Here is a 13,661-nt window from a genome sequence, read left to right on the forward strand (position 1 = left end):
CAGGCACCGACAACCCGCCGCGAACACGCTGCGTAGGGTGGACGGCTGTGTCCGAATCCGGGATCTTTCAGGCGGGCGATCGGGCCCAGTTCACCGACGCCAAAGGCCGGCGCTACACCACCGTGCTGGTGCCCGGCGGCGACTTCCACACCCACCGCGGGGCCATTCCCCACGACGCGGTGATCGGGTTGCCCGACGGCAGCGTGGTCAAGTCCGCCAACGGCGACGCGTTCCTGGTGCTGCGCCCGCTGCTGGTCGACTACGTGATGTCGATGCCGCGCGGCGCCCAGGTCATCTACCCCAAGGATGCCGCGCAGATCATCCACGAGGGCGACATCTTCCCGGGCGCGCGGGTGCTCGAGGCCGGGGCGGGCTCGGGAGCCCTGACCCTGTCGCTGCTGCGCGCGGTCGGCCCGACGGGCCGGGTGATCTCCTACGAGCTGCGCGACGACCATGCCGTGCACGCCCGCGCCAACGTCGAGACCTTCCTCGGGGAGCAGCCCGACAACTGGCAGCTGGTGATGGGCGACGTGGCCGACGCCGACCTGCCCGACGGATCGATCGATCGGGTGGTGCTGGACATGCTGGCCCCCTGGGAGGTCCTCGACACCGTGGCGCGGCTGCTGATCCCCGGCGGGGTGCTGGTGATCTACGTCGCCACCGTCACCCAGCTCTCCCAGGTGAACGAGGCGCTGCGCGAACAGCAGTGCTGGACCGAGCCGCGGTCCTGGGAGACCATGCAGCGCGGCTGGAACGTGGTCGGCCTGGCGGTGCGCCCGCAGCATGCGATGCGCGGCCACACCGCGTTCCTGGTCTGCGCCCGCCGACTGGCTCCGGGCACCGTCACCCCGACTCGGTTGGGGCGCAAGCGCGGCCGTCCGTAGCGGTCGGGGACCGTCAGTCGTCGCTGCGGCTCAGTCCGCGGCGCACCGAGAGCAGCTCGATCTCCGGGCGGGCCGCCACCAGCCGCTCGGCCGCGTCCAGGATCTGCACCAGGTGGCTGTGGTCGCCGGAGACCGCCGACACTCCGATTCCGCTGCGCCGGTACAGATCCGGCGATCCCGTCTCGGCCGCCGCCACGTCGAACTTGCGGCGGAGCTCCGCGACTATGGGGCGCACCACCGAGCGCTTCTGCTTGAGCGAACGCACGTCACCGAGCAACAGGTCGAATTCCAGCCAGCCGATCCACATCGTCAGGGCGGCGGCGGCGCCGGTTCGGTGCTGCCGGTGCGGGCGTTGCCGAACGCCAACAGGGATTTGGCGGTGGCCTGCGACAGCTGCCAGTCGCCGTGGTTCGGGGCGAACTCCATGGGGAAGAAGAACGTGCCGGTGTCGGGGTTGGCCGTTTCGACGGTGACATCGGCCGTCACGTGGCCCGGGGAGCGGTCCGACCAGTCGATGGCGTCGGCCTGCAGGCTCAACGGCAGATATCCGCCGTCCTTGAGCACGGTGGCGAACTTGTCGATGGTCGCGGCGTCGGCCGGTTTGGCGCCCTCGATGAGCACCAGCTTGTCGGTACCGGGCACGTCGGGGTCCGCCAACCGGTAGAGCACATCGGTCAGCGCCTCGGCCACCGGCAGCGCCGACTCGGACGCCGGTGCCGGCGCCGTCGTGGACGTCACCGGGGGAGGCTCGGCCTCGGGCTGCGGCGCCGGCTTCTGGCCGCAGCCCGCCAGCGCCAGCACCGCCGCGAGCGCGGCGGTGACGGCGAGGCGGTGCCGGTGCATCGGGCGTGCGGTCAGTGCGACGTCAGCTGGGACAGCGACAGCAGCGACGCCCGGGACAGCTTCCAGCCGCCCTGGTCGACGAAGGTGAGATTGACCGTGTGCGGCTCCAGCTTGGGCGACGACGCGGTGACGTCGGCGCTGGCCGCGCCCGGGCCGGCCGGTGCGACATTGGCCACACTGATCGACAGCGGCAGGGCGCCGTTCTGCGCGGCCTTCTTGAGCCGGCGGTCCAGAATCGATGACTCCGGTCCGCCGAGGCCACCTTCGACCAGGTGTGACTTCCCGGCGGCGGGGAGGTTGGGGTCGGCCAGCGTGTTGAGCACCCCGGCCAGTTCCTCGGCGGCGGGCGCCGCGGCGGCAGGGTCCAGCGGCAACGGGGCGAAGAACACCGTCGTGGGGGCCTGCGCGGCGGCCGGTGCCGGTGTTGCCAGAGAGTTCACAGCCGCGGCGGCCGCGCCGATTGCGGCGATCGCCGCCAGGCGTGTGGCTAGGGATTTCGTGGTCACTGGGATCCTTTCGTCAGCGCTCGTGATCACCCGATTTGAGAGCGAGGCTAGCAGCGCAGACGGAGTGTCGGATTGCCGCTCGCCCCGCGAATGCACAATGGCCGGTAGCGTTGAGGTACCCGTCGCTTCAACTTCCAGTTCGGGAAAGGAGCGCACCATGAGCAACATGGGAGAAGAGTCGCCGCGGCCGGAGGCCTTCGACGCGCCCGGGGGACCGGGCACATCCGGCGACGACTTCGCCGAGTTGGAAGAGCTCCGCCGCGAGGCCGCGATGCTGCGCGCCCAGGTCGAGAGCTCGCCGCGGGACACCGCGCGTGTGGGCCGCGACGTCCGTCAGCTCGAAGCGCACATCGACGCCCTGACCACGCGAAACAGCAAGCTGATGGACACCCTCAAGGAGGCGCGTCAGCAGCTGTTGGCGTTGCGCGAGGAGGTCGACCGGCTCGGCCAGCCGCCCAGCGGCTACGGCGTGCTGCTGGGTAGCCACGACGACGACACCGTCGACGTGTTCACCTCGGGCCGGCGGATGCGGCTGAACATCTCGCCCAACATCGACCTGTCGACGTTGAAGAAGGGCCAGACGGTCCGGCTCAACGAAGCGCTGACGGTCGTCGAAGCCGGGAATTTCGAATCGGTCGGCGAAATATCCACGCTGCGCGAAATCCTCTCCGACGGGCACCGCGCGCTGGTTGTCGGCCACGCCGACGAGGAGCGCATCGTCTGGCTGGCCGAACCCCTGGTGGCCGCGGACCTTCCGGACAGCAACCCCGATGGGCTGTCCGATGATCGGCGTCCCCGCAAGCTGCGCCCCGGCGACTCGCTGCTGGTGGACACCAAGGCCGGCTACGCCTTCGAGCGCATTCCCAAGGCCGAGGTCGAAGATCTTGTGCTCGAAGAGGTTCCCGATGTCAGCTACGGCGATATCGGTGGGCTGACGCGCCAGATCGAGCAGATCCGCGACGCGGTGGAACTGCCGTTCCTGCACAAGGATCTCTACCGCGAGTACGCGCTGCGCCCGCCCAAAGGGGTGCTGCTCTACGGGCCGCCCGGCTGCGGTAAGACGCTGATCGCCAAGGCGGTGGCCAACTCGCTGGCCAAGAAGATGGCCGAGGTGCGCGGCGACGACGCCCACGAGGCGAAGTCGTACTTCCTCAACATCAAAGGCCCTGAGCTGCTGAACAAGTTCGTCGGAGAGACCGAACGCCACATCCGGCTGATCTTCCAGCGGGCCCGCGAGAAGGCTTCGGAGGGCACGCCGGTCATCGTGTTCTTCGACGAGATGGACTCGATCTTCCGCACCCGTGGCACCGGTGTCTCCTCGGACGTGGAGACCACGGTGGTGCCGCAGCTGCTCAGCGAGATCGACGGTGTGGAGGGGCTGGAGAACGTCATCGTGATCGGCGCCTCCAACCGTGAGGACATGATCGACCCGGCGATCCTGCGGCCCGGCCGCCTCGACGTGAAGATCAAGATCGAGCGCCCGGATGCCGAAGCCGCGCAAGACATCTTCTCGAAGTATCTGGTCGAGACCCTGCCGGTGCACGCCGATGACCTCGCCGAGTTCGGCGGGGACCGCGGGGCCTGCATCAAGGCGATGATCGAGAAGGTCGTCGACCGGATGTACGCCGAGATCGACGACAACCGGTTCCTGGAGGTCACCTACGCCAACGGTGACAAAGAGGTCATGTACTTCAAGGACTTCAACTCCGGGGCCATGATCCAGAACGTCGTGGACCGGGCCAAGAAGAACGCCATCAAGTCGGTGCTGGAGACCGGTCAGCCCGGTCTGCGTATCCAGCATCTGCTGGACTCGATCGTCGATGAGTTCGCCGAGAACGAGGACCTGCCCAACACCACCAATCCCGATGACTGGGCGCGGATCTCGGGCAAGAAGGGGGAGCGGATCGTCTACATCCGCACCCTGGTCACCGGCAAGAGCTCCAGCGCCAGCCGGGCGATCGACACCGAGTCCAACCTGGGCCAGTACCTGTAGCTGCTAGCCGCTGTGCAGCGAGTAGCTGTTGGTCAGATCGTCCTGTAACACCCGGGCGGCCTGGGCTGTGGTGTCCACGCGCAGTGGGCTGGACAACACGCGCGGCTGGTAGCTCCAGCCGGGTGGCAGGTTGAGCCGGCCGGCCAGACCGGCGAGGTCCTCGCGCGACAGGGCGGGGTCGGCCACCTGGCTCCAGGTCTGCATGACCCAGCGGCGCCCGTCGGGGTCGATCAGCTCGTAGATCTGTTCGCCGGCATCGAAGACGAACACCGCATGCCGGTCCACCTCATTGACGGTGTAGGGCCCCGGATTCATCGACGACAGCGCCACCTCGGCCTGCCGGATCATGTCGATGCCGCCGAAGGTGGCGGTGACCTGCGGGCCCTGTGGCGCCTTTTCGATGCTGTTCATCAGCCAGTAGCGCGGGCCGTTGAGCAGCACCATGGCCGCGCCGTGTTCGGCCGCGATGGCCTGCGGGTCCAGTGCGGCCCACAGCTCGGCGGGGCAGTCGTTCAGCGGGAAGGTGTTGTAGACGGTGGCGCGCGGACCGGACTCACCGACCTCGACGAGCAGCACCTCGCCGTAACGGCGGCCGGATACGTCGGTGGTGATTCGGCGGGTCTGTTCGGCGGGCATCGGGTGAAATTAGCCACCGGCCCAAGCCAGCGTCAACACCTGTGACGGTCTCGTTCCTCGAGCACCTGCGCACCCCTTTAGGCTGAACCGTATGCAGCGGATCATCGGGACCGAGGTGGAGTACGGCATCGCTTCGCCGTCGGACCCGACAGCCAACCCGATTCTCACCTCCACCCAGGCGGTGCTGGCCTACGCGGCCGCCGCGGGAATCCCGCGTGCCAAGCGCACCCGCTGGGACTACGAGGTGGAATCGCCGCTGCGAGACGCCCGTGGCTTCGACCTGAGCCGCTCGAGCGGGCCGCCGCCGATCATCGACGCCGACGAGGTCGGCGCGGCCAACATGATCCTCACCAACGGGGCGCGGCTGTATGTCGACCACGCGCATCCCGAATACTCCGCGCCCGAGGTCACCGACCCGCTGGACGCGGTGATCTGGGACAAGGCCGGTGAGCGTGTCATGGAGGCCGCCGCCCGCTATGTGGCCAGCGTTCCGGGCGCGGCCAAGCTGCAGCTGTACAAGAACAACATCGACAACAAGGGCGCCTCCTACGGCACCCACGAGAACTATCTGATGAGCCGGCAGACGCCCTTCTCGGCGATCATCTCCGGCCTGACGCCCTTCCTGGTGTCGCGGCAGGTGGTCACCGGTTCCGGGCGGGTCGGGCTGGGCCCGGCCGGCGACGAGCCGGGCTTTCAGCTCTCCCAGCGCGCCGACTACATCGAGGTCGAGGTGGGCCTGGAGACCACGCTCAAGCGCGGCATCATCAACACCCGCGACGAACCGCACGCCGACGCCGACAAATACCGCCGGCTGCACGTCATCATCGGCGACGCCAACCTCGCTGAGACGTCGACCTACCTCAAGGTGGGCACCACCGCGCTGGTCCTGGACCTGATCGAGGAGGGGGCCGAGCACGGGATCGACCTCAGCGATCTGGTGCTGGCCCGGCCGGTGCGGGCGGTGCATGTGATCAGCCGGGACCCGACGCTGCGGGCGACCGTCGCGCTGGCGGACGGCCGCGAGATGACCGGCCTTGCGCTGCAACGGATCTACCTGGAGCGAGCGGCCAAACTGGTCGAGGCCCGCGATCCGGATCCGCGCGCCACCGACATCATCGAGACCTGGGCCAGGGTGCTCGATCAGCTGGAGCGCGATCCGATGGAGTGTGCGGATCTGCTGGACTGGCCGGCGAAGCTGCGGCTGCTGGAGGGCTTCCGGCAGCGCGAGAACCTGAGCTGGTCGGCGCCCCGGCTGCACCTGATCGACCTGCAGTACTCCGACGTGCGGCTGGACAAGGGCCTGTACAACCGCCTGGTCGCGCGGGGCTCGATGCGGCGCCTGATCACCGAGCAGCAGGTGCTGGCGGCGGTCGACAACCCCCCGACTGACACCCGCGCCTATTTCCGCGGCGAGTGCCTGCGCCGGTTCGGGGCCGATATCGCCGCCGCGAGCTGGGACTCGGTCATCTTCGACCTGGGCGGCGATTCGCTGGTCCGGATCCCCACGCTGGAGCCGCTGCGCGGCAGTAAGGCGCACGTCGGGGCACTGCTGGACTCGGTGGACAGCGCGGCCGAACTGGTCCAGCAACTCACTACCTAGACCCCGGCAACGTCGGCGCTGACCGGTAGGGTGGAGAAACTGGAAGCGGTGATGCGCGGCCGATGAGATTCAGGAGGCAGCAATGGCTCAGGAGCAGACCAAGCGCGGCGGCGGCGGCGGAGACGACGACGATCTCACCGGAAGCACTGCGGCGGGCCAGGAACGCCGGGAGAAGCTCACCGAGGACACCGATGACCTGCTGGATGAGATCGACGACGTGCTGGAGGAGAACGCCGAGGACTTCGTGCGCGCCTACGTCCAAAAGGGCGGCCAGTGACCTGGCTGTCGCGTGATCGTCTGCCCCTCAATTCAGCACTCCCCGCACTTTCGCTCACCGGTGTAGGGCTGTCCTCGTTCTCGGAGTTCCTGCGGCTGCAGGCTCCGGAGCTGCTGCCGACCGGCGCCGCCATCCCCGGCGGTGCCGGTGAGCAGCTGCCGCACGGCACCACCATCGTGGCGCTGACGTATCCGGGCGGGGTCGTCATCGCCGGCGACCGGCGTTCCACGCAGGGCAACATGATCGCCGGCCGCGATGTGCAGAAGGTGTACGTCACCGACGAGTACACCGCCACCGGTATCGCCGGAACCGCGGCCATCGCCGTCGAGTTCGCCCGGCTCTACGCCGTCGAACTCGAGCACTACGAGAAGCTTGAAGGCGTCCCGCTGACGTTCGCCGGCAAGGTCAACCGGTTGTCGACCATGGTGCGCGGCAACCTCGGCGCCGCGCTGCAGGGCCTGGTGGCGCTGCCGCTGCTGGCCGGTTATGACATCGACGCCGAGGACCCGCAGGCCGCCGGGCGCATCGTGTCGTTCGACGCCGCCGGCGGCTGGAACGTCGAGAGCGAGGGCTACCAGGCGGTGGGCTCGGGCTCGCTGTTCGCCAAGTCGTCCATCAAGAAGCTCTACAGCCAGATCACCGATTCGGACTCCGCGCTGCGGGTCGCCATCGAGGCGCTTTACGACGCCGCCGACGACGACTCGGCCACCGGCGGGCCGGACCTGGTGCGTGGCATCTACCCGACGGCGGTCGCCATCGACGCTCACGGCGCCGTCGAGATCCCCGAGGAGCGGATCGCCGAACTGGCCCGTGCGGTGGTCGAGAACCGCACGCGCGGAAGCGATCCGGCACCGGCGACCAAGCGGGGCAAGAAATGAGCTTCCCGTATTTCATCTCGCCCGAGCAGGCGATGCGCGAGCGCAGCGAGCTCGCGCGCAAGGGCATCGCCCGCGGCCGGAGTGTGGTGGCCCTGGCCTATGCCGACGGCGTGTTGTTCGTGGCCGAAAACCCTTCGCGCTCACTGCAGAAGATCAGCGAACTCTACGACAGGGTGGGTTTCGCCGCGGCGGGCCGCATCAACGAGTTCGAGAATCTGCGGCGCGGCGGCATCCAGTTCGCCGACACCCGCGGCTACGCCTACGACCGGCGCGATGTCACCGCCCGGCAGCTGGCCAACGTCTACGCGCAGACACTGGGCACCATCTTCACCGAGCAGGCCAAGCCCTACGAGGTGGAGTTGTGCGTGGCCGGCGTCGCCTACCAGGGCCAGACGAAAGCGCCGGAGCTGTACCGCATCACCTACGACGGGTCGATCACCGACGAACCGCACTTCGTGGTGATGGGTGGCACCACCGAGCCGGTCGCCAACGCGCTCAAGGAGTCTTACGCCGAGAACGCGGAACTGGCGGATGCGCTGCACATCGCGGTCAACGCACTCAAACAGACCGACACCGGCAATGGTTCCGAGCCGCGCGAGCTGGGTCCGGGCACCCTGGAGGTGGCCATCCTGGACGCCAACCGGCCCAAGCGTGCCTTTAGGCGGATCACCCGCGCCGCGCTGGAATCGATGCTGCCGCAAGCCGAAGCCAGTTCCTGACGGCGCCGCCGGCGGTGTGTGCCGTCGACGGCGCGGCTAGCGATCGATCCGGAAGCGTTTGATCCGGGCGCCGGCGCCGGAGGCCAGTTCCACCCGGGTGCGCGGGACGCCGAAATGCTCGGCCAGCACCCGGATGACGGCGGCGTTGGCCTTGCCGTCCACGGCGGGTTCGCGCACGTAGACGGTCAGCTGGCCGTCGTCATCGGTCTCCACGAGCGGGCCTTTGCGGCTGCCCGGTTTGACCCTGACGACGACGGTTTCGGTCATCGCGCGGCGAATTACCGGGCGACGATCACCGAGGAGCCGTGGCCGAACAGGCCCTGGTTGGCCGTCACACCCACCTTGGCGCCCTCGACCTGCCGGCCGGTGGCCTGACCGCGCAGCTGCCAGGTCAGCTCGCAGACCTGGGCGATCGCCTGCGCCGGGATCGCCTCGCCGAAGCAGGCCAGCCCGCCCGACGGGTTCACCGGCACCCGGCCACCCAGCGTGGTGGCGCCGCTGCGCAGCAGCTGCTCGCCTTCGCCCTTGGCGCACAGACCCAGGTGCTCGTACCAGTCGATCTCCAGCGCGGTGGACAGGTCGTAGACCTCGGCCAGGCTGACGTCCTCGGGCCCGATCCCGGCTTCGGCGTAGGCGGCGTCCAGGATCTGGTCCTTGAAGACCCGGTCCGGGGCCGGCACCACCGCGGTGGAATCGGTTGCGATGTCCGGCAATTCGGGCAGGTGCTGCGGGTAGCGCGGAGTCACCGTGGACACCGCGCGCACCGCCGGCACGCCCTCGAGCGAACCCAGGTGCTTTTTCGCGAAGTCCGCGCTGGCCACGATCAACGCGGCGGCACCGTCAGAGGTCGCGCAGATGTCGAGCTGGCGCAGCGGGTCGGAGACCACCGGGCTGGCCAGCACGTCGGCCACCGCGGCCTCTTTGCGGTAGCGCGCATTCGGGTTGGACAGGCCGTGCCGGGAGTTCTTCACCTTGACCTGGGCGAAGTCCTCGGCGGTGGCACCGTAGAGGTCCATCCGGCGGCGGGCCAGCAGCGCGAAGTAGACCGGGTTCATCGCACCGATCAGGTGGAAGCGCTGCCAGTCCGGGTCATTCTTGCGCTCACCGCCGACCGGGGCGAACGCGCCCTTGGGGGTGGTGTCGGCGCCGATCACCAGCGCCACGTCGCAGAAACCGGCCAGGATCTGGGCCCGGGCGCTCTGCAGGGCCTGCGAACCCGAGGCGCAGGCCGCGTAGCTCGACGACACCGGGACGCCGTTCCAGCCCAGCTTCTGGGCGAACGTCGAACCGGCGATGAAGCCCGGGTAGCCGTTGCGGATGGTGTCCGCGCCGGCGATGAACTGGATCTGCTGGGCGTTCAGGCCGGCGTCGGCCAGCGCGGCGCGGGCGGCGACCACGCCGTACTCGGTGAAGTCGCGGCCCCACTTGCCCCACGGGTGCATGCCCGCGCCCAGGATGTACAGCGGTTCAGCCATTGGAGTCCACCTTCTTCCACGCGTAAACCGTGCGCGTGACGCCGTCGTCGTCGGTGTAGAGCGGCATGGTGGTCAGTTCCATCTCCATGCCGACCTTCAGGTCCGCGGCAAGCGTGTCCTCGACCACCTTGCCCAGCACGATCAGGCCTTCGGCGGCCAGTTCCACCGCGGCGATCGCGAACGGCTCGAACGGGTCGCTCGGCGGGTACGGGGCCGGCGGCAGGTAGCGGTTCTCGGTGTAGCTCCAGATGGTGCCGCGCCGGGACAGTGCGACGGGTTCCAGGGTGTCGCCGTCGCAGGCCGGGTTCGGGCAGTTGTTCTCACGCGGCGGGAACACATAGGTGCCGCACTGCGGACACTTGGCGCCGATCAGGTGGGGGAGGCCGGCGTCGTCGGTGGCATACCAACCGTCGATCGCGGGCTGCGAGGCTACATCTGGCACCCGGTCAGCGTACCGAACACCGGCGGTGCAACTGAAACGTGTTCCAGTTGCTGGGACGCCGAGTGTGCCGACCTATGGTGGCCTGATCAGACGCGTCGGCGGAGGGTTTCGGCAATGGTGATCGTCGCAGGACATCTGACGGTGGATCCCGGTCAGCGGGACGGTTATCTGCAACAGTGCCGCGATGTGGTGCGCCTGGCTCGCAGCGCACCGGGATGCCTGGACTTTGCGATCACCGCCGACCTGCTCGACCCGAGCCGCGTCGACATCTTCGAACGGTGGGAGTCGCGGGCCGCGGTGGAAGCGTTCCGCGGCAGCGGGCCCAGCGACGAGCAGGCCGCCGCGATCCTCTCGGCCGCGGTCGCCGAGTACGAGGTCACCGAGGAGCGACCGCTGACCTGACGTCGGCGGCAGTGCCTAGAGTTGTCTCCGTGAGCCCAGCCCAGACCGCCCCCACCGCTGCTGCGCAAGACACCCAGACCAAACCGACGCTGCTGCTTCTCGACGGAAACTCGCTGGCCTACCGCGCCTTCTACGCACTTCCCGCAGAGAACTTCAAGACACGCAGCGGCCTGACCACCAACGCCGTCTACGGGTTCACCGCAATGCTGATCAATCTGCTGCGCGACGAGGCCCCCTCCCACGTGGCCGCGGCGTTCGACGTCTCCCGGCAGACCTTCCGCTCCGAGCGCTTCCCGGAGTACAAGGCCACCCGCTCGAGCACTCCTGATGAGTTCCGCGGCCAGATCGACATCACCAAAGAGGTGTTGGCGGCGCTGGGCATCACCACCCTGTCCGAGCCCGGCTACGAGGCCGACGACCTGATCGCCACCCTGGCCACCCAGGCCGACGCCGAGGGCTACCGGGTGCTGGTGGTCACCGGCGACCGCGACGCGCTGCAGCTGGTCAACGAGAACATCACCGTGCTCTACCCCCGCAAGGGCGTCAGCGACCTGACCCGGTTCACCCCGGACGCGGTCGTCGAGAAGTACGGCTTGACGCCGACGCAGTACCCGGACTTCGCGGCGCTGCGCGGCGACCCCAGCGACAACCTGCCGGGCATTCCCGGCGTGGGGGAGAAGACCGCCTCGAAGTGGATCTCGGAGTACGGGTCTCTGCAGGGGCTGGTGGACCAGGTGGACACGGTCAAGGGCAAGGTCGGAGATGCGTTGCGCGCCAACCTGTCCACCGTGATCCTCAACCGCGAACTGACCGACCTGGTGCGCAACGTGCCGATGGCCCAGACCCCGGACACCCTGCGGCTGGTGCCCTGGGACCGCGAGCAGATCCATCAGCTCTTCGACGACCTCGAGTTCCGGGTGCTGCGCGACCGGCTGTTCGAGACGTTGTCCACCGCCGGCGGCACGGTGGCCGAGGCCGAGGAGGGCTTCGAGGTGCGGGGCGGCGCCCTGGAGCCCGGGACGGTGGCGTCCTGGTTGGCCCAGCACGCCGCTGACGGTCGCCGTACCGGGCTGGCCGTCATCGGCACCCACCGCAGCTTCGACAGCGACGCCACCGCCCTGGCCCTGTCCTCGGCGGACGGCGAGGGCGGCTACATCGACACCGCGACGCTGACCGCCGAAGATGACGCCGCGCTGGCCGCCTGGTTGGCCGACCCGGAAAAGCCCAAGGCACTGCACGAGGCCAAGCTGGCCATCCACGACCTGGCCGGGCGCGGCTGGAGGCTGGACGGCGTCACCGCCGACACCGCCCTGGCCGCCTACCTGGTGCGGCCCGGCCAGCGCAGCTTCAGCCTCGACGACCTCTCGGTGCGCTACCTGCGCCGGGAACTGCGCGCTGAAACCGATGAGCAACAGCAGCTTTCGCTGCTCGACGACACCGACGGCGTCGATGATCAGGCCGTGCAGACCGCGATTCTGCGGGCCCGGGCGGTCACCGACCTGGCCGACGCGCTCGACACCGAGCTGGCCCGCATCGACTCGGCCGGCCTGCTCGCCGACATCGAGTTGCCCCTGCAGCAGGTGCTGGCCGAGTTGGAGCACGCCGGGATCGGTGTCGACCTCGATCATCTGAGCCAGCTGCAGAGCCGGTTCGGCGACCAGATTCGCGACGCCGCCGAGGCCGCCTACGCGGTGATCGGCAAGCAGATCAACCTGGGCTCGCCCAAACAGCTGCAGGTCGTGCTCTTCGACGAGCTGGGCATGCCGAAGACCAAGAAGACCAAGACCGGCTACACCACGGATGCTGACGCGCTGCAGTCGTTGTTCGACAAGACCGGCCACCCGTTCCTCGAGCACCTGCTGACCCACCGCGATGTCACCCGGCTGAAGGTGACCGTCGACGGGCTGCTCAAATCCGTTGCCTCCGACGGCCGGATCCACACCACCCTGAATCAGACGATCGCGGCGACGGGGCGGTTGTCGTCCACCGAGCCCAACCTGCAGAACATCCCGATCCGCACCGACGCCGGTCGGCAGATCCGGGACGGGTTCGTGGTCGGTGAGGGCTACCGCGAGTTGATGACCGTCGACTACAGCCAGATCGAGATGCGCATCATGGCGCACCTGTCGGGCGACGCGGGCCTCATCGAGGCGTTCAACACCGGTGAGGACCTGCACTCGTTCGTCGGGTCGCGCGCCTTCTCGGTGCCCATCGACGAGGTGACCCCGGACATGCGTCGGCGGGTCAAGGCGATGTCCTACGGCCTGGCGTACGGGCTGAGCGCCTACGGGCTGGCCGCCCAGCTCAAGATCTCCACCGAAGAGGCCAAAGAGCAGATGGACGCCTACTTCGACCGCTTCGGCCGGGTGCGCGACTACCTGCACGAGGTGGTCGAGCAGGCCCGCAAGGACGGCTACACCTCGACGGTGCTGGGCCGGCGCCGCTACCTGCCGGAGCTGGACAGCAGCAATCGCCAGGTGCGGGAGTCCGCGGAGCGGGCGGCGCTCAACGCCCCGATCCAGGGCAGCGCCGCCGACATCATCAAGGTGGCGATGATCAACGTCGACCGGGCGCTGAAGGACTCGGGCCTGCGTTCGCGGATGCTGCTGCAGGTGCACGACGAGCTGCTGTTCGAGGTGGCCGACGGCGAACGCGAGGCGCTGGAAGCCCTGGTGCGCGCTCATATGGGCAGCGCCTATCCGCTCAGCGTGCCGCTGGAGGTCGCCGTGGGCTACGGGCGCAGTTGGGACGCTGCCGCGCACTGATCCGCGGCGGGGCATTGTTGTCGGACCCCGTCACTACAATCGAACCTATGTTCGAACAATCCGGGTTGACGGTTCCCACCGAGGAGTCGATCGCCCGGCTCAACGAGCGGTTCCGGCGGCGCTATCCGCCCAAGACACCGGAGTCGGCTGCCCTCGTGGAACACATCTGTGCAACGGCGCGGGCGGAGAATCGGGCCGCGGCGGCGCAGTTGGCCGCGATTGGGGAGTTGTTCGCGCTGCG

Annotated in this window: 15 protein-coding genes and 1 pseudogene; 9 read left to right on the forward strand and 7 right to left on the reverse strand. The window is 68.8% G+C overall.

Annotated features, from left to right (window positions below; all coding sequences use genetic code 11):
* Window positions 1-47 precede the first annotated feature (47 nt).
* Window positions 48-884 (forward strand): tRNA (adenine-N1)-methyltransferase, encoded by an 837-nt coding sequence (locus AWC02_RS18450; RefSeq protein WP_085130153.1) that lies wholly within the window; start codon window positions 48-50, stop codon window positions 882-884.
* A gap of 13 nt (window positions 885-897) precedes the next feature.
* Here the strand turns inward: AWC02_RS18450 and AWC02_RS18455 are convergent, their stop codons facing one another.
* From AWC02_RS18455 to AWC02_RS18465, 3 genes are read right to left on the reverse strand one after another with little or no spacing between them, the layout of a single operon-like run.
* Complete coding sequence (locus AWC02_RS18455) at window positions 898-1,191, reverse strand: DUF503 domain-containing protein (protein ID WP_085130154.1); 294 nt, start codon at window positions 1,189-1,191, stop codon at window positions 898-900.
* Window positions 1,192-1,193: 2 nt separating this feature from the next.
* Entirely contained in the window at window positions 1,194-1,727 is a 534-nt protein-coding gene (gene lppK / locus AWC02_RS18460; protein WP_085130155.1) for a lipoprotein LppK, read from the reverse strand.
* 11 nt (window positions 1,728-1,738) lie between these two features.
* Complete coding sequence (locus AWC02_RS18465; protein ID WP_085130156.1) at window positions 1,739-2,233, reverse strand: MTB12 family secreted protein; 495 nt, start codon at window positions 2,231-2,233, stop codon at window positions 1,739-1,741.
* A 166-nt stretch (window positions 2,234-2,399) separates the two neighbouring features.
* On the opposite strand from AWC02_RS18465, the gene arc reads away from it, so the two are divergent.
* Window positions 2,400-4,226, forward strand: a complete 1,827-nt coding sequence (gene arc / locus AWC02_RS18470; RefSeq protein ID WP_085130171.1) for a proteasome ATPase — start codon at window positions 2,400-2,402, stop codon at window positions 4,224-4,226.
* Window positions 4,227-4,229: 3 nt separating this feature from the next.
* Here the strand turns inward: arc and AWC02_RS18475 are convergent, their stop codons facing one another.
* Window positions 4,230-4,862, reverse strand: coding sequence for a hypothetical protein (locus tag AWC02_RS18475; protein ID WP_085130157.1), 633 nt, complete (start codon window positions 4,860-4,862; stop codon window positions 4,230-4,232).
* Window positions 4,863-4,953: 91 nt separating this feature from the next.
* Here AWC02_RS18475 and dop point away from each other — a divergent pair, with 91 nt between their 5' ends.
* The 4 genes from dop (at window position 4,954) to prcA (ending at window position 8,336) form a co-directional block, all read left to right on the forward strand.
* Entirely contained in the window at window positions 4,954-6,462 is a 1,509-nt protein-coding gene (gene dop, locus AWC02_RS18480; RefSeq protein ID WP_085130158.1) for a depupylase/deamidase Dop, read from the forward strand.
* An 82-nt stretch (window positions 6,463-6,544) separates the two neighbouring features.
* Window positions 6,545-6,739, forward strand: a complete 195-nt coding sequence (locus AWC02_RS18485; protein WP_024441366.1) for a ubiquitin-like protein Pup — start codon at window positions 6,545-6,547, stop codon at window positions 6,737-6,739.
* The gene (gene prcB, locus AWC02_RS18490) at window positions 6,736-7,617 is read left to right on the forward strand and encodes a proteasome subunit beta (RefSeq protein WP_085130159.1); all 882 of its coding nucleotides are present in this window, start codon (window positions 6,736-6,738) and stop codon (window positions 7,615-7,617) included. The genes AWC02_RS18485 and prcB overlap by 4 nt, the downstream gene beginning before the upstream one ends.
* Window positions 7,614-8,336, forward strand: coding sequence for a proteasome subunit alpha (gene prcA / locus AWC02_RS18495; RefSeq protein ID WP_085130160.1), 723 nt, complete (start codon window positions 7,614-7,616; stop codon window positions 8,334-8,336). Before prcB ends, prcA begins: the two co-directional genes overlap by 4 nt.
* Window positions 8,337-8,372: 36 nt before the next feature.
* On the opposite strand, the gene AWC02_RS18500 is transcribed toward prcA, so the two are convergent.
* From AWC02_RS18500 to AWC02_RS18510, 3 genes are read right to left on the reverse strand one after another with little or no spacing between them, the layout of a single operon-like run.
* Entirely contained in the window at window positions 8,373-8,603 is a 231-nt protein-coding gene (locus AWC02_RS18500; protein ID WP_085130161.1) for a DUF167 domain-containing protein, read from the reverse strand.
* An 11-nt stretch (window positions 8,604-8,614) separates the two neighbouring features.
* Window positions 8,615-9,811 (reverse strand): lipid-transfer protein, encoded by a 1,197-nt coding sequence (locus AWC02_RS18505; RefSeq protein ID WP_085130162.1) that lies wholly within the window; start codon window positions 9,809-9,811, stop codon window positions 8,615-8,617.
* Entirely contained in the window at window positions 9,804-10,253 is a 450-nt protein-coding gene (locus AWC02_RS18510; protein WP_085130163.1) for a Zn-ribbon domain-containing OB-fold protein, read from the reverse strand. Before AWC02_RS18510 ends, AWC02_RS18505 begins: the two co-directional genes overlap by 8 nt.
* A gap of 114 nt (window positions 10,254-10,367) precedes the next feature.
* On the opposite strand from AWC02_RS18510, the gene AWC02_RS18515 reads away from it, so the two are divergent.
* The 3 genes and pseudogenes from AWC02_RS18515 to AWC02_RS18525 all read left to right on the forward strand — a co-directional run.
* Window positions 10,368-10,655, forward strand: coding sequence for a putative quinol monooxygenase (locus AWC02_RS18515; RefSeq protein ID WP_085130164.1), 288 nt, complete (start codon window positions 10,368-10,370; stop codon window positions 10,653-10,655).
* Between the two features lie 29 nt (window positions 10,656-10,684).
* Window positions 10,685-13,420, forward strand: a complete 2,736-nt coding sequence (gene polA, locus AWC02_RS18520; protein WP_085130165.1) for a DNA polymerase I — start codon at window positions 10,685-10,687, stop codon at window positions 13,418-13,420.
* Window positions 13,421-13,467: 47 nt separating this feature from the next.
* Window positions 13,468-13,661: pseudogene (locus AWC02_RS18525) on the forward strand (hypothetical protein); the annotation flags it as partial.

This window comes from Mycolicibacter engbaekii (assembly GCF_002101585.1).
GTDB lineage: Bacteria > Actinomycetota > Actinomycetes > Mycobacteriales > Mycobacteriaceae > Mycobacterium > Mycobacterium engbaekii.